Source organism: Halomonas sp. PR-M31 (assembly GCF_001039575.1).
Taxonomy (GTDB): Bacteria; Pseudomonadota; Gammaproteobacteria; order Pseudomonadales; family Halomonadaceae; genus Modicisalibacter.
This window is the reverse complement of record NZ_JIBT01000021.1, coordinates 1-21,600: the sequence shown is the minus strand read 5'-3', so window position 1 is coordinate 21,600 and position 21,600 is coordinate 1. Positions and strand designations below refer to the sequence as shown.

Below are 21,600 nucleotides of genomic sequence, written 5' to 3'. Positions count from 1 at the left end.
AGAGGTTATAGCAGTGGCTAAGGCAAAATTTGAGCGTTCCAAACCGCATATCAACGTCGGCACCATCGGTCACGTCGACCACGGCAAGACCACGCTGACTGCGGCACTCACACGCGTTTCCGCTGAAGTTTTCGGCGGAGACTGGCGTGAATTCGCTAGCATCGACAATGCACCGGAAGAGCGCGAGCGTGGTATCACGATCGCAACTTCCCACGTCGAGTATCAGTCTGAAGATCGCCACTATGCGCATGTCGATTGCCCGGGACACGCCGATTATGTCAAGAACATGATCACCGGTGCGGCCCAAATGGATGGTGCCATCTTGGTGTGTAGCGCCGCGGACGGCCCGATGCCGCAGACTCGCGAGCACATCCTGCTGTCCCGTCAGGTTGGCGTTCCCTTCATTGTCGTGTTCCTCAACAAGGCCGACATGGTCGATGACGAAGAGCTGCTTGAACTGGTGGAAATGGAAGTGCGTGAGCTCCTCAGCGAATACGACTTCCCGGGCGACGACACCCCCATCATTATCGGCTCTGCTCTGATGGCGCTTGAGGGTAAGGATGATAACGGTATGGGAACGACTGCCGTTGCCAATCTGATCAAAGCATTGGATGACTATATCCCAGAGCCCGAGCGTGCCATCGATCAGCCGTTCTTGATGCCGATTGAAGACGTGTTCTCCATCTCTGGTCGCGGCACCGTGGTTACCGGCCGTATCGAACGCGGTATCGTAAAAACCGGCGATGAAGTAGAGATTGTCGGCCTCAAGGACACTACCAAAACTACCGTGACCGGTGTCGAGATGTTCCGTAAGTTGCTCGACGAAGGGCGTGCGGGTGAAAACGTTGGTGCATTGCTGCGTGGTACCAAGCGTGACGATGTCGAGCGTGGTCAGGTATTGGCCAAGCCAGGCTCGATCACTCCGCATACCAAGTTCGAGTCGGAAGTCTACATCCTGTCCAAGGAAGAAGGCGGTCGTCATACGCCGTTCTTCAAAGGCTATCGTCCGCAGTTCTATTTCCGTACCACCGATGTAACCGGTACCTGTGAATTACCGGAAGGCGTTGAGATGGTCATGCCCGGCGACAACGTGCAAATGGTTGTTACCCTGATTGCGCCCATCGCCATGGAAGACGGTTTGCGTTTTGCTATCCGTGAAGGTGGTCGTACCGTTGGTGCAGGTGTCGTCGCCAAGATCGTCGAGTAAACCGTACGTTAAGTAAGATCGAAGGGGCTCCGTGAGGAGCCCCTTTTCTATATCGTGTTTGACTCTCGTCTCGAGCATGTCTATAATTCGCATCCTTTAAATGCGTGGGTAGACGGCTCGCGCTGTCGTCATCCATTGGAGTTCAGGGCTAATGCAGAACCAGAAGATTCGCATTCGGTTGAAAGCCTTCGACCACCGCTTGATTGATCAGTCCGCTCAAGAAATCGTGGATACCGCGAAGCGTACTGGTGCTCAAGTGCGTGGGCCGATTCCGCTACCGACCAATCGTGAGCGCTACACAGTATTGATTTCGCCGCACGTCAACAAGGATGCGCGGGATCAGTACGAAATTCGCACTCACAAGCGGGTGCTCGATATCGTCGAGCCGACAGAAAAAACCGTTGATGCACTAATGAAACTCGACCTCGCTGCTGGCGTGGACGTCCAGATCAAGCTTGATTAACCACACTAGACACTTGCGGTAAGCCGCTTTCGATCCAGTTGCTGCCGCCGCGCCGGGATGGCGCCATACAATGTGCTAGTGGAATGCTCTGGAAAGGGCAGCCATAGCGGGTGATAGCCCCGTACACTAAAGGAGACTGAACATGACTATCGGTTTAGTCGGTAAAAAAAGCGGTATGACCCGCGTTTTTACCGAAAATGGCGATTCCTTGCCTGTAACCGTTATCGAGGTTGAGCCTAACCGCGTAACTCTCGTCAAGACCCTTGAGTCTGACGGCTATCGCGCTGTACAGGTAACAACCGGTTCCCGCAAAGCCAAACACCTGACCAAGGCGGCTGCAGGCCAATATGCCAAGGCGGGTATCGAGGCTGGTCGTTCCCTGATGGAATTTCGCCTGGATGAGGGCGATGACATTCCTGAGGTGGGTGGCGAATTCACCGTATCCCTCTTCGAAGCTGGTCAAAAGATCGATGTGACCGGTACCTCCAAAGGTAAAGGGTTTCAAGGCGCCGTAAAGCGTTGGAACTTCCGCACCCAAGACATGACCCACGGTAACTCTCTGTCCCATCGGCGCCGGGTTCCATCGGTATGTGTCAGACGCCGGGTCGCGTCTTCAAGGGCAAGAAAATGGCCGGTCAGCTCGGTAATACGCGGGTTACGGTACAGAGCCTGGAAATTGTCCGTGTCGATACCGAGCGTAACTTGTTGCTGATCAAGGGTGCCGTGCCAGGTGCGCCGGGTGGCGATGTGGTCGTTCGTCGTGCCGTCAAAGCTCGCTGAGGGGTAAAGATTAATGAATCTCAATCTTGTAGGTGCTAGTGCTGGCACCGTCGAAATTGCCGACGCTACCTTTGGCAAAGAGTTCAACGAAGCACTGGTGCATCAGGTTGTCACTGCATACCTGGCTGCTGGTCGCCAAGGCACCCGTGCCCAGAAGACGCGCTCCGAAGTAAGTGGCGGTGGTAAGAAGCCTTGGCGTCAAAAGGGTACTGGTCGCGCTCGCGCTGGCACCATACGCTCGCCTCTGTGGCGCAGTGGCGGAGTAACCTTCGCGGCTCGCCCCCAAGATTACACTCAGAAAGTCAATCGCAAGATGTATCGCGCGGCAATGCGCTCGATTCTTTCCGAACTGGTGCGTCAGGAACGCTTGGTAGCGGTTGAAGAGTTTGTGGTCGACTCGCCCAAGACTAAGCAACTGGTCGGTAAGCTGAAAGAGCTCGATTTAGAAAAAGTGTTGATCGTGACCGATGAGATTGACGAAAAGCTTTATCTGGCCGCACGAAACAATCCTAATGTGGACGTGGTCAATGTTGCTGCCGCTGATCCAGTGCGCCTGGTTGCCTTTGACAAGGTGCTGGTCACGGTCTCCGCATTGCGTAAATTCGAGGAGAAGCTGGCATGAACCAGGAGCGCGTATTCAAGGTTCTGCTCGGACCTCACATGACCGAGAAGGCCGCCTTTGCAGCCGAGAACAATCAGTATGTGTTCAAGGTGGCTAAGGATGCGACCAAGCCCGAGATCAAAAAAGCCGTTGAAGCCCTCTTCGACAAGAAAGTCGATCGCGTGCAGGTCCTGAACATGAAGGGCAAGACTAAGCGCACTGCGCACGGGACAGGCTTGCGCAAGGGGTATCGCAAGGCCTACGTGACGTTGGCCGCCGGCGAGACCCTCGAAGACTTCTCTGGCGTCGAATAAGGCAGGAGCAAGGATCATGGCAGTAGTTAAGACCAAACCCACATCCGCCGGCCGTCGCCATCTGGTCAAGGTCGTCAGCGATGGACTTCACAAGGGACGGCCACATGCCGCCTTGGTGGAGAAGCAGTCCAAGTCCGGTGGACGCAATAATCATGGACGTATCACTACCCGTCATATTGGCGGTGGTCATCGTCATCATTATCGTCTGATCGATTTCAAGCGTATCAAGGATGGCATTCCCGCGGTTGTCGAACGCCTTGAATACGATCCGAACCGTAGTGCCCATATTGCATTGCTAAAGTATCGTGACGGTGAACGCCGCTACGTTATTGCCCCTAAAGGGCTCAATGCTGGCGATATGGTCGAATCCGGAGTTAATGCCGCGATCAAGCGTGGCAATGCCTTGCCTTTGCGCAACATTCCGGTAGGTTCCACCGTACATTGTATCGAGCTCAAACCTGGTAAAGGCGCTCAGATAGCTCGTAGTGCCGGTACTAGTGCCCAATTGGTTGCCCGAGAAGGCAACTATGCCACTTTGCGCCTTCGCTCTGGTGAGACGCGTAGAATTCTGGCGGAGTGTCGCGCGACTCTTGGTGAAGTAAGTAATTCAGAGCACAGCCTTCGTCAGTTGGGTAAGGCCGGTGCCAAGCGTTGGCGTGGTGTACGTCCAACGGTTCGCGGTGTTGCCATGAATCCGGTGGATCACCCGCACGGGGGTGGTGAAGGTCGCACAAGTGGCGGTCGGCATCCGGTTACCCCGTGGGGCGTTCCTACCAAGGGTCATAAGACCCGTAAGAACAAGCGCACCGACAAGCTCATCATCCGTCGCCGCAAGCTTCGGAACTGAGATTAAAAGTCTAGATATCAAGAGGTAACGGCTGTGCCACGTTCACTGAAGAAAGGTCCATTTATTGACCTTCATCTGCTGAAGAAGGTTGAGACTGCAGTGGAGAAGAGCGATCGCAAACCGATCAAGACCTGGTCGCGTCGCTCAATGATCCTGCCCAATATGGTCGGGCTCACCATTGCCGTCCATAACGGTCGCCAACATGTCCCGGTGCATGTCTCCGAGGAAATGGTTGGCCACAAGCTGGGTGAATTCGCTGCTACCCGCACCTATCGCGGCCATGCGGCGGACAGGAAAGCCAAACGGTAAGCCAGAGAGGATTAGAGATGGAAGTCACAGCTAAGCTGCGTGGCGCTCGTTTATCCGCCCAGAAGGCCCGTTTGGTGGCTGATCTGGTGCGCGGTAGACCGGTCGCCGAAGCGCTCGACCTGCTGACCTTCTCACCGAAGAAGGCAGCCAAACTGGTCAAGAAGACGCTTCAGTCCGCCATTGCGAACGCGGAAGAAAATAACGGCATGGACATCGATGAGCTGCGCGTCTCGACCATCTGTGTCGATGAGGGCATGACGCTCAAGCGTATCCAGCCGCGTGCCAAGGGCCGTGCGGATCGCATTTTGAAGCGTACTTGCCATATCACCGTCAAGGTAGCCGAGAAGTAGGAGTCGACCACATGGGTCAGAAAGTACATCCGACAGGTATTCGGCTGGGCATCGTCAAGGACCATACATCGGTCTGGTATGCCGAGCGCGGTGCTTATGCCGACAAGTTGAACAACGACCTTGAAGTACGTCGTTTTCTGGAGCAGCGTCTAAAGAACGCCTCCGTGAGCCGCATCACCATTGAGCGTCCGGCGAACAATGCCCGTATCACCATTCACACTGCTCGTCCGGGTATCGTGATTGGTAAGAAGGGCGAGGATGTGGATCGCTTGCGTCGCGAAGTGGCCGACATGATGGGTGTTCCGGTACACGTCAATATCGAAGAAGTTCGCAAGCCGGAGCTTGATGCAGCGCTGGTAGCTCAGAACGTAGCGGGGCAGCTTGAGCGTCGTGTCATGTTCCGTCGTGCAATGAAGCGCGCGGTGCAAAATGCCATGCGTCTCGGTGCTGGCGGTATCAAGATTCAGCTGTCCGGTCGCCTTGGCGGTGCGGAAATTGCGAGGACCGAGTGGTATCGCGAAGGCCGTGTGCCACTACACACCTTGCGTGCGGATATTGACTACGCCACCTACGAAGCTCACACCACCTATGGCGTCATCGGCGTCAAGGTTTGGATCTTCAAGGGTGAAATCCTCGGGGGCATTGAAGAGGTGCGCGCCAAGCAGAAGCAGCCGCAAAGCCAGCCCGCACCTAAGAAGAAAGGTTCCAAGTAAGGGGAGATGTAGTCAATGTTGCAACCCAAGCGTATGAAGTTCCGCAAGATGATGAAGGGCCGTAACCGCGGTCTGGCTCATCGCGGAAGCAAGGTGAGCTTCGGTGAGTACGGTCTCAAGGCGATCGGCCGCGGACGTATTACCGCACGTCAGATCGAAGCGGGTCGTCGTGCCATCACCCGTCATGTAAAGCGTGGCGGTAAAATCTGGATCCGCGTGTTCCCGGACAAGCCGATTACCGAGAAGCCACTCGAAGTCCGGATGGGTAAAGGCAAGGGCTCTGTCGAGTATTGGGTCGCGCAGATCCAGCCCGGTAGAGTGCTTTATGAAATCGAAGGCGTTTCTGAGGAGCTGGCGCGTGAGGCGTTTACTCTTGCGGCGCGTAAGATGCCCGTCTCCACCACCTTTGTGAAACGGACGGTGATGTGATGAAAGCTCAGGAAATTCGTGAAAAGTCGGCTGACGCACTGCAGGAGCAACTTTTTGAGCTCCTTCGCGAGCAGTTCAATCTGCGCATGCAAAAGGCTACCGGCCAATTGAGCCAGACTCATCTGCTCAAGCAGGTGCGCCGGGATATCGCCCGCGTGAAGACGGTGCTCAACGAGAAGGCAGGTAACTGAGATGGCCGAAGAAAAGAAAGCCCGTACGCTCACCGGCAGGGTGGTGAGCGACAAGATGGATAAATCCATCGTCGTAATGATCGAGCGCCGCGAGCGTCATCCGATCTATGGCAAATACGTTAAGCGCTCCACCAAGCTGCACGCCCATGACGAGGCGAACCAGGCGAAGCAGGGCGATACGGTTTCCATCGAAGAGTGCCGCCCGCTGTCGAAGAAAAAGTCCTGGACACTGGTCGAGGTTGTTGAACAAGCCCGTGGCTGAGTTCGACGAAACACTTTGCAATCAGTGCAGCCAGATTAGGTTTGGAGAAAACCGATGATTCAGACACAGACAATGCTGGATGTCGCTGACAATAGCGGGGCGCGCCGGGTGCAATGCATCAAGGTGCTGGGCGGTTCTCACCGCCGCTACGCCCGCGTTGGTGACATCATTAAGGTGACGGTTAAGGAAGCCATTCCCCGTGGCAAGGTCAAGAAGGGCCAGGTCATGAAGGCAGTGGTTGTCCGTACCAGGAGTGGCGTCCGTCGCTCTGACGGATCGCTGATTCGCTTCGACGGAAATGCGGCGGTTCTGTTGAACAACACCAACGAACAGCCAATCGGAACCCGTATCTTCGGACCGGTAACTCGTGAACTGCGTAACGAAAAGTTCATGAAGATCATTTCCTTGGCGCCTGAAGTGCTGTAAGGAGCGAGGCGGATATGCAAAAGATCAAACGTGACGATGAAGTGATCGTCATTGCCGGCAAGGACAAGGGCAAGCGTGGCACGATCAAGCGGGTTCTTCAGAACAGCCGTTATGTCGTGTCCGGTGTGAATATGATAAAGCGTCACACCAAGCCCAACCCCATGGCGGGCAACCAGGGGGGTATCGTCGAGCGCGAGGCTCCGATTCACGCGTCCAACGTGGCTATCTTCAATTCGGAGACCGGCAAAGCGGATCGCGTCGGCTTCCAGATATCGGAAGACGGTACCAAGGTACGTATCTACAAGTCGACGCAGAAGCAGATCGACGCCTAACGCGAGTCGGGTAGCAAAATGGCGAACTTGAAAGAACGTTATCAAAACGAAGTAATGGTAGGGCTCAAAGAGCAGTTCAGCTATGCCAATGTGATGCAGGTGCCACGGATAACCAAGGTGACCCTCAACATGGGCATCGGCGAGGCGACTAGCGATAAAAAGCTGATCGACAACGCGGTTGCCGACATGGAAAAGCTCTCCGGTCAGAAGCCGGTAGTCACCAAGGCGCGCAAATCCATCGCTGGCTTCAAGGTCCGCGAAGGATGGCCGATCGGCATCAAGGTCACCTTGCGCAGCGAGCGCATGTGGGATTTTCTGGATCGCTTGGTAAACATCGCGATTCCTCGGGTACGGGACTTCCGTGGTCTCAACCCGAAATCCTTCGATGGGCGTGGCAACTACTCAATGGGTGTGCGTGAACAGATCATCTTCCCCGAGCTCGAGTATGATAAAATCGATCGGATTCGCGGGCTGGATGTAACGATCACCACGACTGCCACCAGCGATGAAGAAGGTCGTGCTCTGCTGAGCGCGCTGAACTTCCCGTTCAAGAAATAAGGGTAGCATCATGGCAAAGAAAAGCATGATCGAGCGAGAGCTCAAGCGCGCGAAGCTGGTTGACAAATATGCCGCCAAGCGTGCAGAGCTCAAAGCCATCATTCATGACGTCAACGCTTCTGACGAAGAGCATTTCGATGCTCAGCTGAAGTTGCAGTCGTTGCCGCGGGATTCAAGCCCGGTTCGACGCACCAACCGGTGTCGTATCACGGGTCGTCCTCACGGCTTCTACAACAAATTCGGGCTGGGCCGCAACAAGTTGCGCGAAGCCGCGATGCGTGGCGACGTCCCTGGACTCAAGAAGTCCAGCTGGTAACGCCATGTCGAGAATCAGGAGCGTAACGTAATGAGTATGCAAGATACGTTGGCGGATATGTTCACTCGTATCCGTAACGCGCAGATGGCCACTAAGGAAGCGGTTTCTATGCCGTCCTCTAAGCTCAAAGTAGAAGTGGCCCGCGTGTTGAAGCAAGAAGGTTACATCAATGACTTTGCGGTCGCTGAAGGCGTCAAGCCAGAGTTGTCTGTCACCCTTAAATATTTTGAGGGTAAGCCGGTCATCGAACACATTCAGCGTGTTTCTAAGCCCTCTTTGCGAATTTACAAAGGCAAGGGTGAGCTACCGAAAGTTGCGGATGGCCTCGGCGTTGCGATCGTATCCACCTCCCAAGGCGTGATGACCGATCGTGCGGCGCGTCATGCTGGCGTTGGTGGCGAAGTCATCTGCACCGTATTCTAGGAGTGACGAATGTCCCGCATAGCCAAGTATCCGATCAAATTGCCCAGCGGCGTCGAGACCAAGCTCGATGGCGACAAGCTTTCCATTAAAGGCGGCCAGGGCACACTTGGTATGATCGTTCATCCCGATGTGGTGATCGGTCAGGAAGATGGCCAGTTGACCTTCAATCCGAGTGAAAAAACCAAGAGCTGGGCGATGGCTGGTACCACTCGGGCTTTGGTTCAGAACATGGTAACTGGTGTGTCCGAAGGGTTTACCAAAACTCTCGAAATCAACGGCGTCGGCTATCGTGCTCAGGCTAATGGCAAGACGCTAAACTTGACATTGGGCTTCTCCCATCCGGTCGAGTATACGCTGCCTGAAGGTGTGTCGGTGGAAACGCCGAAGAACACCGTTATCGTGCTAAAAAGCGCCGATAAGCAGCAGCTCGGTCAGGTCGCTGCGGAAATTCGTGCCTTCCGTCCTCCCGAGCCTTATAAAGGCAAGGGGATTCGGTACGGTAACGAACAGGTCCGTCGCAAAGAAGCTAAGAAGAAGTAAGGCAGGGTTATGAACGCGAAGAAAGAGTCTCGTCTCCGTCGTGCCCGCCGTGCTCGCGCTAAGATCCGCGAGCTGGGCGTGTACCGCCTATGTGTCAACCGCACTCCGCGCCACATTTATGCGCAGGTCATCTCGCCGCAAGGCGACGAGGTGTTGGCCAGCGCTTCCACGTTGGATAAGTCGATGCGTGAGAGTGGCACGGGTAATGCGGATGCTGCAGCTAAAGTGGGTGCATTGATTGCCGAACGCGCCAAAGAAGCGGGCATCAAACAAGTTGCCTTCGACCGCGCCGGGTTCAAGTACCACGGTCGGGTCAAGGCCCTGGCCGATGCCGCTCGTGAGGGCGGCCTGGAATTCTAAAGGGTTTTACGATGGCGAAGAACGAACAGCAAAGCGGTGATTTGCAAGAGAAGCTTGTGCAGGTCAATCGCGTCGCCAAGGTGGTTAAGGGTGGCCGAATCTTCGGTTTTACTGCTCTGACCGTCGTTGGCGATGGCAATGGTCGCGTGGGTTTCGGTCGTGGCAAGGCGCGAGAAGTGCCGGTCGCGATCCAGAAAGCCATGGATCAGGCGCGTCGCAACATGATCAAGGTTAGTTTGAGCGGTAGCACGCTGCAGTACCCGGTCAAGGCTCGGCACGGTGCCTCCAAGGTATATATGCAGCCGGCCTCTGAAGGTACCGGGATCATCGCGGGTGGCGCCATGCGCTCCGTACTCGAATTGGCTGGCGTCCATGACGTCTTGGCAAAGTGTTACGGTTCTACTAACCCGGTAAACGTGGTGCGAGCGACCATCAATGGTCTCTCTGCCATGCAGGCGCCGGATGACATTGCCGCCAAGCGTGGCTTGTCCGTCGAAGAGATCGCGGGGTAAGGCAATCATGGCAGCTTCGATTAAAGTTACTCAGACGCGTAGTACTATCGGCGTGCTGGAAAAGCACAAGGCCACTATGAAAGGGCTTGGGCTGCGTCGTATTGGTCATACAGTCGAGTTGGAAGACACCCCAGCCGTACGCGGCATGGTCAACAAGGTTAATTACCTTGTACGCGTTGAGGGAGAGTAATCCATGAAACTCAATAGTTTGAGCCCGGCACCGGGCTCCAAGCACTCGGCCAAGCGTGTCGGACGTGGTATCGGCTCTGGTCTTGGCAAGACAGGTGGCCGTGGACATAAAGGCCTCAAGTCCCGTTCAGGTGGTAGCGTGAAGCCTGGTTTCGAGGGCGGTCAGATGCCTTTGCAGCGACGTCTGCCTAAGTACGGCTTCACTTCTGCCAAGTCTCTGGTATCAGAAGAAGTTCGTTTGGCTGAGCTTGGTAAAGTTGATGGCGATGTGGCCGATTTGGCCGCGCTCAAGAAAGCCAATGTGCTCAAGAATGCTACGCAGTATGCAAAAGTCATTCTGTCTGGCGAACTTAACAAGGCGGTTACCGTACGCGGGCTCAAGGTCACAAAGGGTGCCCGTGATGCTATCGAAGCCGCTGGTGGCAAGGTCGAGGACTAAATGGCTAAATCAGGAAACATGCCGGCAACGGGTAGTGGTTTGAGTGAGCTCTGGGCGCGACTGCGTTTTGTGTTCATCGCCATTGTGGTGTACCGCATTGGTGCTCATATTCCCGTTCCGGGCATCAATCCTGATCAGCTTGCTGCCTTGTTCAGAGAGAATCAGGGCACCATTCTGAGTCTGTTCAACATGTTCTCGGGTGGTGCGCTGGAGCGCATGAGTATTCTCGCGCTGGGTATAATGCCCTATATTTCCGCGTCGATCATCATGCAGCTTCTGACAGCAACCTCGCCTCGGCTAGAGCAGCTGAAGAAGGAAGGCGAGGCCGGGCGTCGTAAGATCAGCCAGTACACTCGCTACGGCACCGTCGTACTGGCCTTGATTCAGGCAACCGGCATGGCAGTCGGTCTGGTCGGGCAGGGAGTCACCTACACCAGCGACTTCAGTTTCTACTTCACTGCGATTGTTTCTTTTGTCGCCGGTGCGGTATTCCTGATGTGGCTGGGTGAGCAAATCACCGAGAAAGGGATTGGCAATGGCATCTCGTTGCTGATTTTTGCAGGTATAGTCGCAGGTCTTCCCGGAGCGATTGGGCAGTCCTTTGAACTAGCGCGAAACGATGGTGCATGGAATGTTTTGCCCCTATTGGCGCTAACAGCATTGGCAATCGCAACTGTTGCGTTCGTGGTCTTCATTGAGCGCGGTCAACGCCGCATCACCGTGAATTATCCACGACGTCAAGTTGGCAACAAGATGTATGCAGGTCAAAGCAGCTATCTACCGCTAAAGGTTAATATGGCAGGCGTTATTCCCGCGATCTTTGCCTCTAGTATCCTGCTGTTTCCAGCATCAATTGGTCAGTGGGTTGGTTCCGCCGAAGGATTTGAGTGGCTGCAGGCCGCATCGCAGTCCCTGGGACCAGGGCAACCGCTGTACATCTTGCTTTTTGCCGCTGCGGTGGTATTCTTCTGCTTCTTTTATACAGCGCTGGTTTTCAATCCCAAGGACGTGGCCGACAATCTCAAGAAGTCGGGCGCTTTCTTGCCGGGCATACGTCCAGGTGAGCAGACTGCTCGCTATATTGATAAGGTCATGACACGTCTAACCTTGTTCGGTGCCCTTTATATCACCGCGGTTTCCCTGATGCCTCAGTTCTTGATCATTGCCTGGAACGTGCCCTTCTTCTTTGGCGGCACCTCTTTGCTGATCGTAGTAGTGGTAATCATGGATTTCATGGCGCAAGTGCAATCGCACCTGATGTCACATCAATATGAATCGGTGATGAAGAAGTCCAACCTGAAAGGCTATGGTAGCGGCGGTTTAATGCGCTAGAAGCGTACGCCACCGTGTAATGGAGAGAACGATGAAGGTTCGAGCTTCTGTCAAGAAAATGTGTCGCAATTGTAAGATCATTCGGCGTAATGGCGCAGTTCGCGTCATTTGCATCGAGCCGCGGCACAAACAGCGCCAGGGTTAATCCCAGCGCTTGATGAAGGTGGGTGTAGGCATACCCTGTTGCTCTTTTGTGGGCGAAAGGGTATGCTATTGCGCCTTTTGTGGACGATAAACCGAGCAAGCCGCTCAAATTTCGGAGTAAGCTGATGGCCCGTATTGCAGGCGTCAATATCCCGGACAACAAGCATGCGGCGATCTCGCTGACCTATATCTTCGGGATTGGCCGTACGCGTGCACAGGCAGTTTGTGCCGCAGCCGGCATTGCGCCGACTAGCAAGATCCAGGAGCTATCCGCTGAAGAGCTGGATACTCTACGGTCTGAAGTTGGCAAATATACCGTTGAAGGCGACCTTCGCCGTGATGTCACGCTGAATATCAAGCGTCTCATGGATCTGGGTTGCTATCGTGGTCTGCGTCATCGCCGTGGTCTTCCGTTGCGTGGACAGCGCACCAAGACCAATGCGCGTACCCGTAAAGGTCCGCGTAAGCCGATTCGCAAATAATACGCATGTTCTGGCGTTTAGACAGGAAGAAACATCAACATGGCTAACCCGCGCAGTAACCGCAAGAAGGTTAAAAAGCAGGTCGTGGATGCGATTGCGCATATCCATGCCTCTTTTAACAACACGATCGTGACGATCACAGACCGCCAAGGGAATGCTCTTTCGTGGGCAACTTCCGGTGGTTCGGGTTTTCGTGGTTCTCGTAAGAGCACCCCGTTCGCTGCTCAAGTAGCAAGCGAGCGTGCAGCGACTGCTGCAGCCGAGTATGGTGTGAAAAACGTCGACGTACTGGTCAAGGGCCCTGGTCCTGGCCGTGAGTCTGCCGTGCGGGCATTAAATGCCGCCGGCTTCCGCGTGCAAAGCATCACCGACGCGACGCCCGTTCCCCATAACGGCTGTCGTCCGCCGAAGAAACGCCGCGTTTAAGGAGAGAGACTCATGGCACGTTATATTGGACCGAAGTGCAAATTGTCTCGTCGCGAGGGTACCGATCTCTTTTTAAAGAGTGGTGTTACTCCCTTCGAGAAAAAGTGCAAATCCGAACAGATTCCGGGTGTGCACGGCCAGCGCCGTCAGCGTCTTTCCGACTACGGCTTGCAGCTTCGCGAGAAGCAGAAAGTACGTCGTATTTATGGCGTACTCGAGAAACAGTTTCGCAACTACTACAAGGAAGCCGCCCGCTTGAAGGGGGCGACCGGTGAGCTGTTGCTTCAGTTGCTCGAATCCCGACTGGACAACGTCGTTTATCGCATGGGCTTTGGTTCGACTCGTTCAGAAGCTCGCCAGCTGGTCAGCCATAAGGCGATCACTGTGAACGGTAAGCGAGTAAACATTGCGTCCTATCAGGTCAAGCCCGGCGATGTCGTGGCAGTTCGTGAAAAATCGAAGAATCAGGCGCGCATTCAGCATGCTCTGCAGCTGGCTGGCCAGCGTGGTGACGTGACCTGGATCGATGTCGATTCCAAGAAGATGGAAGGCACTTTCAAGGCTGTCCCGGAACGCGGCGACTTGTCTGCCGACATCAACGAAAATCTGATCGTCGAGCTGTACTCGAAGTAAACTCATTTGTTTATGTTTGAGGCCGAACCCTAAGCTTTTATCGGGTTCGGCCACCGAGTACCAAGTATCCGTTTGGCAGCCTGAAAGGTGTTCATATGCAGCGTTCAGTAACAGAATTTCTTCGTCCTCGTGATATCAAGGTCGAAGAAATTAGTGCACACCATGCAAAAATCGTGCTCGAACCCTTCGAGCGTGGTTTTGGACATACTCTGGGTAACGCCCTGCGTCGCATTTTGCTGTCTTCCATGCCCGGGTGTGCCGTGGTGGAAGTTGAAATTGCAGGTGTCGATCACGAATATAGCGCGATCGAAGGTGTTCAGGAAGACGTCATCGAGATGCTTCTGAATCTCAAGGATGTGTCGGTCAAAATGCATAGTCGTGATGAGGCCACCCTGTCATTGAACAAGCAGGGGCCCGGCATTGTAACGGCTGGCGACATTGCCACCGACCACGACGTGGATATTGTTAATCCTGATCATGTAATCGCTCATATCAATGAGGGTGCAGAGCTGAAGATGCAGCTCAGGATTGCACGGGGTCGTGGTTACGAGCCTGCGGATGTGCGCGCAGAAGCTGATGACGAGGCTCGCACCATTGGTCGTTTGCAGTTGGATGCAACATTTAGCCCGGTGCGTCGTGTCTCCTATTCAGTTGAAGCTGCACGTGTCGAGCAGCGTACCGATCTCGACAAGTTGATCATCGATCTCGAGACCGATGGTACTCTTGATCCCGAAGAAGCGATTCGGCGTAGCGCCACCATTCTTCAAGAGCAATTGGGAGCGTTCGTCGATCTGGAAGTCGATAAGGAGCAGGAAAGCGAAATAGAAGAGGATCATGTTGATCCCATTCTGTTGCGTCCTGTAGATGACCTCGAGCTGACGGTTCGCAGTGCCAACTGTCTGAAGGCCGAGAACATCTATTACATCGGCGATCTGATTCAGCGTACCGAGGTAGAGCTGTTGAAGACACCTAATCTCGGCAAGAAGTCCCTGAATGAAATCAAGGATGTGTTGGCAGCTCGTGGTTTGTCACTTGGCATGCGGCTGGAGAACTGGCCGCCTTCTAGCTTGAAGGACGACAAGGCTTCCGCGTGAGCGCCGACTCTAGTCCCCGTTTGGTAAGGAATTACAACCATGCGTCATCGTAAGAGTGGTCGTCATCTGAATCGTACCAGCTCGCACCGCCAGGCAATGTTCAAGAACATGTGCGTTTCACTGGTCGAGCACGAGGTCATCAAGACGACTCTGCCTAAGGCCAAGGAGCTGCGTCGTCATATCGAGCCGCTGATCACCTTGTCCAAGCAAGACAGCGTCGCCAATCGACGTTTAGCGTTCAGCCGTACGCTCTCCAAGGAAGCCGTGGGTAAGCTATTTAATGAGCTAGGCCCACGCTATGTTGATCGCCCTGGTGGCTACGTGCGTATTCTCAAGTGCGGTTTTCGTGCTGGAGACAATGCACCCATGGCGTTTGTTGAGCTGGTCGATCGTTCCGTTGCCGATGAGGCAGCCGGCGAAGAGTAGTCTTTTCGCACCTTTGGTGCTGGGTGACATCGTCGTATCAAAACCGGTCCTTTTGGACCGGTTTTTTGTGATGCATTGATTCGAGAGCGCCTTGAACCGGCCAAAGATAGGGCCGGATTTATGACAAGAAAAGGTATCAGGCGCTGCTGGCAGCAATGTCCTTGGCCCGTGACTTGCTGCCGCCTGGTTTGTGCGCTAACAGTGGCTTGAGAAAACGACCCGTGTGCGATATCTCCATATCGGCAACCTGCTCCGGCGTGCCTTCGGCAATAATGCGTCCACCGCCGGAGCCTCCTTCTGGCCCCAGGTCCGTCACCCAGTCCGCAGTCTTTATGACATCCAGATTGTGCTCGATGACCACAATGGTATTGCCGTGATCGCGTAGGCGATGAAGCACCGTCAACAGCTGGCGAATATCCTCGAAATGGAGCCCAGTCGTTGGCTCGTCGAGAATATACAGGGTCTGGCCGGTATCGCGCTTGGCAAGCTCTCTAGCCAACTTGACCCGCTGTGCTTCGCCGCCGGAAAGAGTCGTGGCACTTTGGCCTAAACGTACATAGGACAGTCCCACATCGATCAGGGTCTGCAGGCGGCGCGCGATTACCGGGACCGGGCTGAAGAATTCCAGGGCCTCTTCCACGGTCATCTCCAGCACCTCGTGGATATTTTTGTCCTTGTAGTTGACCTCGAGGGTTTCACGATTGTACCGCTTGCCCTTGCACACATCGCAGGGAACGTAGATGTCCGGCAGGAAGTGCATCTCGACCTTGATCATACCCTCGCCCTGGCAAGCCTCGCAGCGTCCACCTTTGACATTGAAAGAAAAACGGCCCGGTTTGTAACCTCGGGAGCGCGCCTCCTGGGTGCCGGCAAACAGTTCGCGAATGGGCGTAAAGATACCGGTGTAGGTAGCCGGATTGGACCGCGGCGTGCGACCGATAGGGCTTTGGTCGATATCGATAATCTTGTCAAGCTGATCAAGACCCTCAATCTTTTTGTAGGGTGCTGGCGTAAGGGTGGTGGCGCGGTTTAGCTCGCAAGCGGCGATCGGCATCAGGGTTGAGTTGATCAAGGTCGATTTCCCCGATCCTGAAACCCCGGTTACACAAACGAATAAACCTAAAGGAAGCTCTAGGGTAACATCTTGCAGGTTATTTCCGGTGGCGCCACTCAAGCGAAGCATTTTCTCCGGGTTGCACGGGATTCGATAAGGTGGAATCTCGATACGCCGTGAGCCGGCCAGATACTGGCCGGTAAGAGACTCTTCACTACTTTCGATGTCATCCGGTGTGCCCTGAGCCACGACACGACCGCCGTGTACGCCAGCACCGGGGCCGATATCTAGTACGTGATCCGCAGCGCGAATGGCATCTTCGTCATGCTCGACCACGATCACCGTGTTGCCCAGGTCGCGAAGATGAACGAGGGTTTTGAGCAGGCGGTCATTGTCGCGTTGGTGAAGGCCGATAGAAGGCTCATCCAGAATGTACATGACGCCAACCAGCCCCGCGCCGATCTGGCTTGCTAGGCGAATACGCTGAGCCTCGCCGCCAGAAAGCGTATCCGCGCTGCGTTCCAGGTTGAGATAATCAAGCCCGACGTTAACCAGAAATTCCAGGCGTGCATGAATCTCATTGACAATCTTGAGGGCAATCTCGCCTTTGCGTCCGGGAAGCGTCAAGGTCTTGAAATACTGCCAGGCTTCGCCAATCGGCAAGCGCACCATTTGGGGCAGGGTGTAGTCATCGACGAAGACATGACGCGATTCCTTACGTAACCGGCTACCTTGGCACGTTGGGCAAGGCTGCACGGCTAGATACTTGGCAAGATCATCCCGCACCATGTTCGACTCAGTCTCGCGGTAGCGCCGCTGCATATTGGGCAGCACACCTTCGAAGGGATGTTCGCGGGTAACCTTGCGTCCCCGATCATTGACATAGCTGAAGGCAACGACATCATCGCCACTGCCGTTGAGCACGATATCGCGCTCGTGCCGCGCAAGCTCAGCCCAGGATGTCTCCAATTTAAATCGATAATGCTTGGCCAGTGCCTGTAGCTGATTGAAGTAGTAAACGCTGCGCCGATCCCAGCCTTTGATTGCCCCTTCAGCCAAGGAGAGTTCGGGATGACTGATCAGCTTCTCTGCATCGAAGAACTGTTGCACGCCGAGGCCATCACAGGTCGGACAGGCGCCAGCCGGGTTGTTGAAGGAAAACATCCTTGGCTCTAGCTCGGCGATGGAGTAACCGCAGACCGGGCAGGCAAACCGCGCCGAAAAAGTGATGTCCTCCTGTTCATCGTCCATGAAATGTACTAAAGCGATGCCATCGGCCAAGTTAAGAGCGGTCTCGAAGGATTCGGCCAAGCGCTGCTGCAAGTCTTCTCGAACCTTTATTCTATCCACCACGACGCTGATATCATGTTTCTTGTTCTTTTCCAGGGGCGCGATATCGTCAAGTTCCAATACCTGGCCATCGATCATGGCCCGTACGAAGCCTTGAGCGCGAAGCTCACTGATCAGCTGTAGATGCTCGCCTTTACGACCCTTGACCACAGGGGCCATGAGCATCAGTTTGCTGCCTTCAGGCAGGTTCAGGACCTGGTCGACCATCTGAGAGATAGTCTGGGCTTCTAGATCGGTACCATGCTGTGGGCAGCGTGGCGTGCCGGCCCGGGCGAACAGCAAGCGTAGATAGTCGTAGATTTCGGTAATCGTACCGACAGTGGAACGCGGGTTATGAGACGTAGATTTTTGCTCAATGGAAATCGCCGGTGACAGCCCTTCGATATGGTCCATGTCAGGCTTTTCCATCATCGACAGAAACTGGCGGGCATAGGTGGAAAGCGACTCGACGTAACGGCGTTGCCCTTCGGCGTAAAGCGTGTCGAAAGCCAAAGATGACTTGCCGGAGCCTGATAGCCCGGTCACCACGATCAACTTGTCCCGCGGCAGTTCGACATCGATGTTCTTGAGGTTATGAGTGCGTGCACCCCTGACCTGAATCTTGTCCATTACCACCTCGGCAGCGCAAAAGCTCGATTATACGCCTGCCTAATGATGCGGCAAAACGATGTCGTACTTTTCCTAATAGCGGTGGTATCGGTAGAATACTCGATCTGCTGCCGGGCTTCTTTTTTACCGTACTTAAAACGTTCATCGTCCTGTACCACGGCCTGGCGAACCGCTTTTCATTCAGTGTGCGACCTACTTCATGACCATTCGTTTACTTTCCACTGAGCGACGAGCCATCGTCGGCTTGGCCAGTCTTTATTCCACGCGCATGCTTGGGCTGTTCATGGTGCTACCAGTGTTGGCGCTGTATGCCGACGACCTTGCAGGCGCCACGCCTCTGCTAGTCGGTTTGGCTCTGGGTATCTATGGGTTGACCCAAGCTGTATTGCAGATCCCCTTCGGACTGCTGTCCGATCGTATCGGACGCAAGGGTGTAATCGCCGGTGGTCTGGTGCTGTTCGCCCTGGGCAGTATCGTCGCTGCGGAAGCAACAACCATCGGTGGCGTCATTGCTGGGCGTTGTATGCAAGGTAGCGGTGCAGTGGCTGGCGCTATCATGGCCTTGCTCGCCGATCAGACCCGAGAAGAGATTCGTACCGCAGCCATGGCCACCATCGGTCTGTCGATTGGCGTGGCCTTTGCGGTAGCCATGGTGCTTGGTCCGCTGATCGCGGCCTCCTTCGGACTCGCGGGCGTCTTCTGGTTTACCGCGGGCCTGGCTTTGCTGAGTCTGCTTGTGTTGTGGCGGCTGGTGCCGGCAGCCCCACGACGAGCGCGTCACAAGGACGTTGGGCTGGATCGTAGTCAGCTGCGGGATACGCTGACGCGCAGTGATTTGCTGCGTCTTGATTTCTCGATCTTTGCCTTGCATCTGATCTTGATGGCAGCTTTCGTGGCGGTTCCGTTTCGCCTGGTTGATGTTGGTATCGAGCCTGCGCAGCAGGGTTGGGTCTATTTGGGAGTAATGGCATTGGCTTTTGTCGGCATGGTGCCTTTGGTCATCATTGCCGAAAAGTACCGGCGCATGCGCGTTATCTTTATTGGGGCAGTGGCCAGTATGGTGCTGGTATTGCTGCTGCTGGGGGAGGCAAGTCATCAACGTTGGATGTTGATCGTCTTGCTCTGGGCCTTTTTCGTCGCTTTCAATCTAATGGAGGCGACGTTGCCTTCGATGATTAGCAAATTGGCCCCGGCGGGCGCAAAGGGAACCGCTATGGGGGTATATTCCACCAGCCAATTCCTGGGAGCTTTCTTGGGGGGTGTGTTGGGCGGTGCGCTATCCCAGCATTTTGGCTACGACGCAGTATTTCTGGGGGCCGCTGGATTTGCTTTAGTATGGCTGGCAATCATTTGGAAGATGCAAGCGCCTCGTCATTTGTCTAGCGAAGTGGTGGCATTGGACTCGACGCATCAGGGTGATGCCCTGGATACCTTGATGGCCCGCTTTGCAGGTGTTGCCGGTGTCGAGGATGTATTGGTCGTACCCGAAGAGCGTGTTGCTTATCTCAAGGTGGATCGCCAATGCCTCGATACTCAAGCATTGGCTCAAGTGATTGGTACTCGGCAGGACCATAAGAGCGCCTGACGTTAAATCAACTTCTCTATGCGCAACGCGCGGCGCCTATGGCATTTGTGTATCATTTGGCAATCGTCAACACTGTCGTCCCATAACGTTCTAGGTTGCCTGACAGCCATCGACTCGCTCATTGTTGTGCCGAACGGAAATGATGAGCGCCTTGGGTTTCCAATTAATTGATTGTAGAAGGAAAGGTGATTAACTATGGCTAGAGGCGTAAACAAGGTCATCCTGATTGGCAATCTGGGGCAGGATCCGGACGTGCGGTTTTTGCCTTCCGGCAATCCGGTCGCCAATCTGCGTATTGCCACTACCGATAGCTGGACCGACAAGCAAAGCGGCCAGCGTCAAGAGCGAACCGAGTGGCATAGCGTCGTACTGTTCAACAAGTTGGCGGAGATCGCCCAGCAGTATGTCAAGAAAGGGTCGCGCATCTACATCGAAGGGCGTCTGCAAACCCGTAAATGGCAAGGCCAGGACGGTCAGGATCGCTACAGTACTGAGATCGTTGGCAACGACATGCAGATGCTCGATTCTCGAGGCGCTCAGAGCGGTGGCGAATACGCTCAGCCGTCGCAGAGTAATTATGGTGCCCAGCAGAATAGCTATGGCCAGCAGGGTGGCGGCCAAGGAAGTCAGAGCCCACGCCCCGCGCAACAGCCTCCCGCTCAGGGTGGCCAAGGGAATGCCGGACAGCAGGGGAATAACTACGGTGCGCCCAATCCTGGCAGCTTCGATGATTTCGATGACGAAATTCCGTTCTAGAATCGATGTCGAAATACTTCATTTCGTTGAGTTTGGTTGATAGAGCAAGCGCCAGGGAGCTTCCCGGTCCTTGAGTTCGGCGTAGTCAATACCGACTCGGGGACCGGCTGTCACGTCACGATCATCAACGGGTGCTCCCTGAGTCAGCCACAGACGTTCTCCCAAACACACATCATGGCGGTTGAATTTCGTCACCGTGATACCCATTGCCTGGGTAAGTTTTCCAGGGCCATTCGCTAGATTACGGTCATTTTTGCCACCGCGGCGAGCAATCATGAAGGCCTCGCCCTTGACTGGAACGATAGCTCTCAACAAAACGGCGCCTGCTTGTCCTGATGATCCGGTAACCAGATTGAACATATCGTGGATACCATATATCAGGTAGACATAGGCACGCCCTGGTGGGCCAAACATGGGCGCATTGCGAGGCGTAAGGCCGCGAGTCGCATGGCTGGCGCTGTCCTCGGCCCCGCCGTAGGCTTCGGTTTCGATAATACGCCCTACCATGTACTCATCATCTTGCAGGTGTACAAGATAGCGTCCTAGAAGATCCCGAGCGACTTCTAAGGACGGACGCGCATAGAAGCTCGAGGTTAACGGTCCATCGTTGATCATTGCCAAAGGATCCCTATCATCATGATATTGGGCCTGCATTCTTGGAGAAGGAAGCGCCGTGAAGCTGTTGATTCTTGATGCAGGGCATTGTTTGAGTCTGGCATTTACGCGTCAAGCCAATCGACGCAATGATACTGAGCTAGTAATTGCGCGGGCGTTGACGCTCAGCGCTGATCAGCTTGAAGAAGTAGCCCCGGATGCCTTGATCATTCCGCCCTTGGCATCTCCCAGTGATGCAACGCCGGCGTTGGTGGAATCTCATGCTGAAGCCGTGGAGCACTGTCTGGCACTATGTCGCCATGCCGGTGTTCCCTTGGTGTGGTGTGTCTCGGATGAGCTTTATGAAGATGGTGCCGAGCTACCCATTGATGAGCATGTAATTCCTCATCCACGGGATGAGAGTCTGCGTCGGTTGATTGTCACCGGCAATCGTATTCGAGCGGATTTGCCGGAGCATTTGATCGTACGCCTGGGGCCATTGTTTGCCCTTGAGGGTAGCGATGCCTGGTTAGCTACACTGATTGAGCAGCTTT

The 21,600-nt window shown here is 54.8% G+C and carries 32 protein-coding genes and 2 pseudogenes; 32 read left to right on the top strand and 2 right to left on the bottom strand.

Going from position 1 to position 21,600, the window contains the following annotated elements; translation table 11 throughout:
• Window positions 1–13: 13 nt before the first annotated feature.
• The 29 genes and pseudogenes from tuf (at window position 14) to rplQ (ending at window position 15,098) form a co-directional block, all read left to right on the top strand.
• The gene (gene tuf, locus CH74_RS06580; protein ID WP_048306679.1) at window positions 14–1,207 is read left to right on the top strand and encodes an elongation factor Tu; all 1,194 of its coding nucleotides are present in this window, start codon (window positions 14–16) and stop codon (window positions 1,205–1,207) included.
• Window positions 1,208–1,358: 151 nt separating this feature from the next.
• On the top strand, window positions 1,359–1,670 hold the full coding sequence (gene rpsJ / locus CH74_RS06575) for a 30S ribosomal protein S10 (RefSeq protein WP_011505728.1): 312 nt from the start codon (window positions 1,359–1,361) through the stop codon (window positions 1,668–1,670).
• Between the two features lie 142 nt (window positions 1,671–1,812).
• A pseudogene (gene rplC / locus CH74_RS06570) lies at window positions 1,813–2,450 on the top strand (50S ribosomal protein L3).
• Between the two features lie 13 nt (window positions 2,451–2,463).
• Window positions 2,464–3,072, top strand: a complete 609-nt coding sequence (rplD, locus tag CH74_RS06565) for a 50S ribosomal protein L4 (RefSeq protein ID WP_048306676.1) — start codon at window positions 2,464–2,466, stop codon at window positions 3,070–3,072.
• Window positions 3,069–3,365, top strand: coding sequence for a 50S ribosomal protein L23 (gene rplW, locus CH74_RS06560; RefSeq protein WP_048306675.1), 297 nt, complete (start codon window positions 3,069–3,071; stop codon window positions 3,363–3,365). Before rplD ends, rplW begins: the two co-directional genes overlap by 4 nt.
• Before the next feature lie 16 nt (window positions 3,366–3,381).
• Window positions 3,382–4,212: a 50S ribosomal protein L2 gene (rplB, locus tag CH74_RS06555; RefSeq protein ID WP_048306674.1), complete on the top strand. Its 831-nt coding sequence runs from the start codon at window positions 3,382–3,384 to the stop codon at window positions 4,210–4,212.
• 33 nt (window positions 4,213–4,245) lie between these two features.
• A complete protein-coding gene (gene rpsS / locus CH74_RS06550; RefSeq protein ID WP_048306673.1) occupies window positions 4,246–4,521 on the top strand; it encodes a 30S ribosomal protein S19 in 276 nt (91 codons plus the stop codon).
• Window positions 4,522–4,538: 17 nt separating this feature from the next.
• Window positions 4,539–4,871 carry a 50S ribosomal protein L22 gene (rplV, locus tag CH74_RS06545; protein WP_048306672.1) on the top strand — a complete coding sequence of 111 codons (333 nt, stop codon included), beginning with the start codon at window positions 4,539–4,541 and terminating at the stop codon, window positions 4,869–4,871.
• A gap of 11 nt (window positions 4,872–4,882) precedes the next feature.
• Entirely contained in the window at window positions 4,883–5,584 is a 702-nt protein-coding gene (gene rpsC, locus CH74_RS06540; protein ID WP_048306671.1) for a 30S ribosomal protein S3, read from the top strand.
• A gap of 15 nt (window positions 5,585–5,599) precedes the next feature.
• A complete protein-coding gene (rplP, locus tag CH74_RS06535; RefSeq protein WP_048306670.1) occupies window positions 5,600–6,013 on the top strand; it encodes a 50S ribosomal protein L16 in 414 nt (137 codons plus the stop codon).
• On the top strand, window positions 6,013–6,204 hold the full coding sequence (rpmC, locus tag CH74_RS06530) for a 50S ribosomal protein L29 (RefSeq protein ID WP_048306669.1): 192 nt from the start codon (window positions 6,013–6,015) through the stop codon (window positions 6,202–6,204). The genes rplP and rpmC overlap by 1 nt, the downstream gene beginning before the upstream one ends.
• A 1-nt stretch (window position 6,205) precedes the next feature.
• Window positions 6,206–6,466: a 30S ribosomal protein S17 gene (gene rpsQ / locus CH74_RS06525; RefSeq protein WP_048306668.1), complete on the top strand. Its 261-nt coding sequence runs from the start codon at window positions 6,206–6,208 to the stop codon at window positions 6,464–6,466.
• A gap of 54 nt (window positions 6,467–6,520) precedes the next feature.
• Window positions 6,521–6,892, top strand: coding sequence for a 50S ribosomal protein L14 (gene rplN, locus CH74_RS06520; RefSeq protein ID WP_048306667.1), 372 nt, complete (start codon window positions 6,521–6,523; stop codon window positions 6,890–6,892).
• Window positions 6,893–6,906: 14 nt separating this feature from the next.
• On the top strand, window positions 6,907–7,224 hold the full coding sequence (rplX, locus tag CH74_RS06515) for a 50S ribosomal protein L24 (RefSeq protein ID WP_048306666.1): 318 nt from the start codon (window positions 6,907–6,909) through the stop codon (window positions 7,222–7,224).
• 18 nt (window positions 7,225–7,242) lie between these two features.
• Window positions 7,243–7,782 (top strand): 50S ribosomal protein L5, encoded by a 540-nt coding sequence (rplE, locus tag CH74_RS06510; RefSeq protein WP_048306665.1) that lies wholly within the window; start codon window positions 7,243–7,245, stop codon window positions 7,780–7,782.
• A gap of 10 nt (window positions 7,783–7,792) precedes the next feature.
• Window positions 7,793–8,098: a 30S ribosomal protein S14 gene (gene rpsN / locus CH74_RS06505; protein ID WP_048306664.1), complete on the top strand. Its 306-nt coding sequence runs from the start codon at window positions 7,793–7,795 to the stop codon at window positions 8,096–8,098.
• A 30-nt stretch (window positions 8,099–8,128) separates the two neighbouring features.
• Window positions 8,129–8,521, top strand: coding sequence for a 30S ribosomal protein S8 (gene rpsH, locus CH74_RS06500; RefSeq protein ID WP_048306663.1), 393 nt, complete (start codon window positions 8,129–8,131; stop codon window positions 8,519–8,521).
• Between the two features lie 9 nt (window positions 8,522–8,530).
• On the top strand, window positions 8,531–9,061 hold the full coding sequence (rplF, locus tag CH74_RS06495; RefSeq protein ID WP_048306662.1) for a 50S ribosomal protein L6: 531 nt from the start codon (window positions 8,531–8,533) through the stop codon (window positions 9,059–9,061).
• A 9-nt stretch (window positions 9,062–9,070) separates the two neighbouring features.
• Window positions 9,071–9,421, top strand: coding sequence for a 50S ribosomal protein L18 (rplR, locus tag CH74_RS06490; protein ID WP_048306661.1), 351 nt, complete (start codon window positions 9,071–9,073; stop codon window positions 9,419–9,421).
• Between the two features lie 11 nt (window positions 9,422–9,432).
• Window positions 9,433–9,933: a 30S ribosomal protein S5 gene (rpsE, locus tag CH74_RS06485; protein ID WP_048306660.1), complete on the top strand. Its 501-nt coding sequence runs from the start codon at window positions 9,433–9,435 to the stop codon at window positions 9,931–9,933.
• Between the two features lie 7 nt (window positions 9,934–9,940).
• On the top strand, window positions 9,941–10,123 hold the full coding sequence (gene rpmD / locus CH74_RS06480) for a 50S ribosomal protein L30 (protein WP_048306659.1): 183 nt from the start codon (window positions 9,941–9,943) through the stop codon (window positions 10,121–10,123).
• A gap of 3 nt (window positions 10,124–10,126) precedes the next feature.
• On the top strand, window positions 10,127–10,561 hold the full coding sequence (gene rplO / locus CH74_RS06475) for a 50S ribosomal protein L15 (protein WP_048306658.1): 435 nt from the start codon (window positions 10,127–10,129) through the stop codon (window positions 10,559–10,561).
• Window positions 10,562–11,893 carry a preprotein translocase subunit SecY gene (gene secY / locus CH74_RS06470; protein WP_048306657.1) on the top strand — a complete coding sequence of 444 codons (1,332 nt, stop codon included), beginning with the start codon at window positions 10,562–10,564 and terminating at the stop codon, window positions 11,891–11,893.
• A gap of 31 nt (window positions 11,894–11,924) precedes the next feature.
• Window positions 11,925–12,038 (top strand): 50S ribosomal protein L36, encoded by a 114-nt coding sequence (gene rpmJ / locus CH74_RS18175; RefSeq protein WP_009099023.1) that lies wholly within the window; start codon window positions 11,925–11,927, stop codon window positions 12,036–12,038.
• 124 nt (window positions 12,039–12,162) lie between these two features.
• A complete protein-coding gene (gene rpsM / locus CH74_RS06465; RefSeq protein WP_048306692.1) occupies window positions 12,163–12,519 on the top strand; it encodes a 30S ribosomal protein S13 in 357 nt (118 codons plus the stop codon).
• Window positions 12,520–12,558: 39 nt separating this feature from the next.
• Window positions 12,559–12,945, top strand: a complete 387-nt coding sequence (gene rpsK, locus CH74_RS06460) for a 30S ribosomal protein S11 (protein ID WP_048306656.1) — start codon at window positions 12,559–12,561, stop codon at window positions 12,943–12,945.
• A gap of 12 nt (window positions 12,946–12,957) precedes the next feature.
• Window positions 12,958–13,578: a 30S ribosomal protein S4 gene (rpsD, locus tag CH74_RS06455; RefSeq protein WP_048306655.1), complete on the top strand. Its 621-nt coding sequence runs from the start codon at window positions 12,958–12,960 to the stop codon at window positions 13,576–13,578.
• 95 nt (window positions 13,579–13,673) lie between these two features.
• A complete protein-coding gene (rpoA, locus tag CH74_RS06450; RefSeq protein ID WP_048306654.1) occupies window positions 13,674–14,672 on the top strand; it encodes a DNA-directed RNA polymerase subunit alpha in 999 nt (332 codons plus the stop codon).
• Between the two features lie 39 nt (window positions 14,673–14,711).
• Window positions 14,712–15,098, top strand: coding sequence for a 50S ribosomal protein L17 (gene rplQ, locus CH74_RS06445; RefSeq protein WP_048306653.1), 387 nt, complete (start codon window positions 14,712–14,714; stop codon window positions 15,096–15,098).
• A 136-nt stretch (window positions 15,099–15,234) separates the two neighbouring features.
• On the opposite strand, the gene uvrA is transcribed toward rplQ, so the two are convergent.
• A complete protein-coding gene (gene uvrA, locus CH74_RS06440; protein ID WP_048306652.1) occupies window positions 15,235–18,111 on the bottom strand; it encodes an excinuclease ABC subunit UvrA in 2,877 nt (958 codons plus the stop codon).
• Between the two features lie 199 nt (window positions 18,112–18,310).
• On the opposite strand from uvrA, the gene CH74_RS06435 reads away from it, so the two are divergent.
• Window positions 18,311–19,696, top strand: a complete 1,386-nt coding sequence (locus CH74_RS06435; protein WP_048306651.1) for an MFS transporter — start codon at window positions 18,311–18,313, stop codon at window positions 19,694–19,696.
• Window positions 19,697–19,891: 195 nt separating this feature from the next.
• A complete protein-coding gene (gene ssb / locus CH74_RS06430) occupies window positions 19,892–20,452 on the top strand; it encodes a single-stranded DNA-binding protein (RefSeq protein ID WP_048306650.1) in 561 nt (186 codons plus the stop codon).
• Between the two features lie 18 nt (window positions 20,453–20,470).
• Here the strand turns inward: ssb and CH74_RS06425 are convergent, their stop codons facing one another.
• Entirely contained in the window at window positions 20,471–21,067 is a 597-nt protein-coding gene (locus tag CH74_RS06425; protein ID WP_048306648.1) for a DNA-3-methyladenine glycosylase, read from the bottom strand.
• A gap of 58 nt (window positions 21,068–21,125) precedes the next feature.
• Between CH74_RS06425 and CH74_RS06420 the strand changes: the two are divergent.
• Window positions 21,126–21,600: pseudogene (locus tag CH74_RS06420) on the top strand (dTDP-4-dehydrorhamnose reductase); the annotation flags it as partial.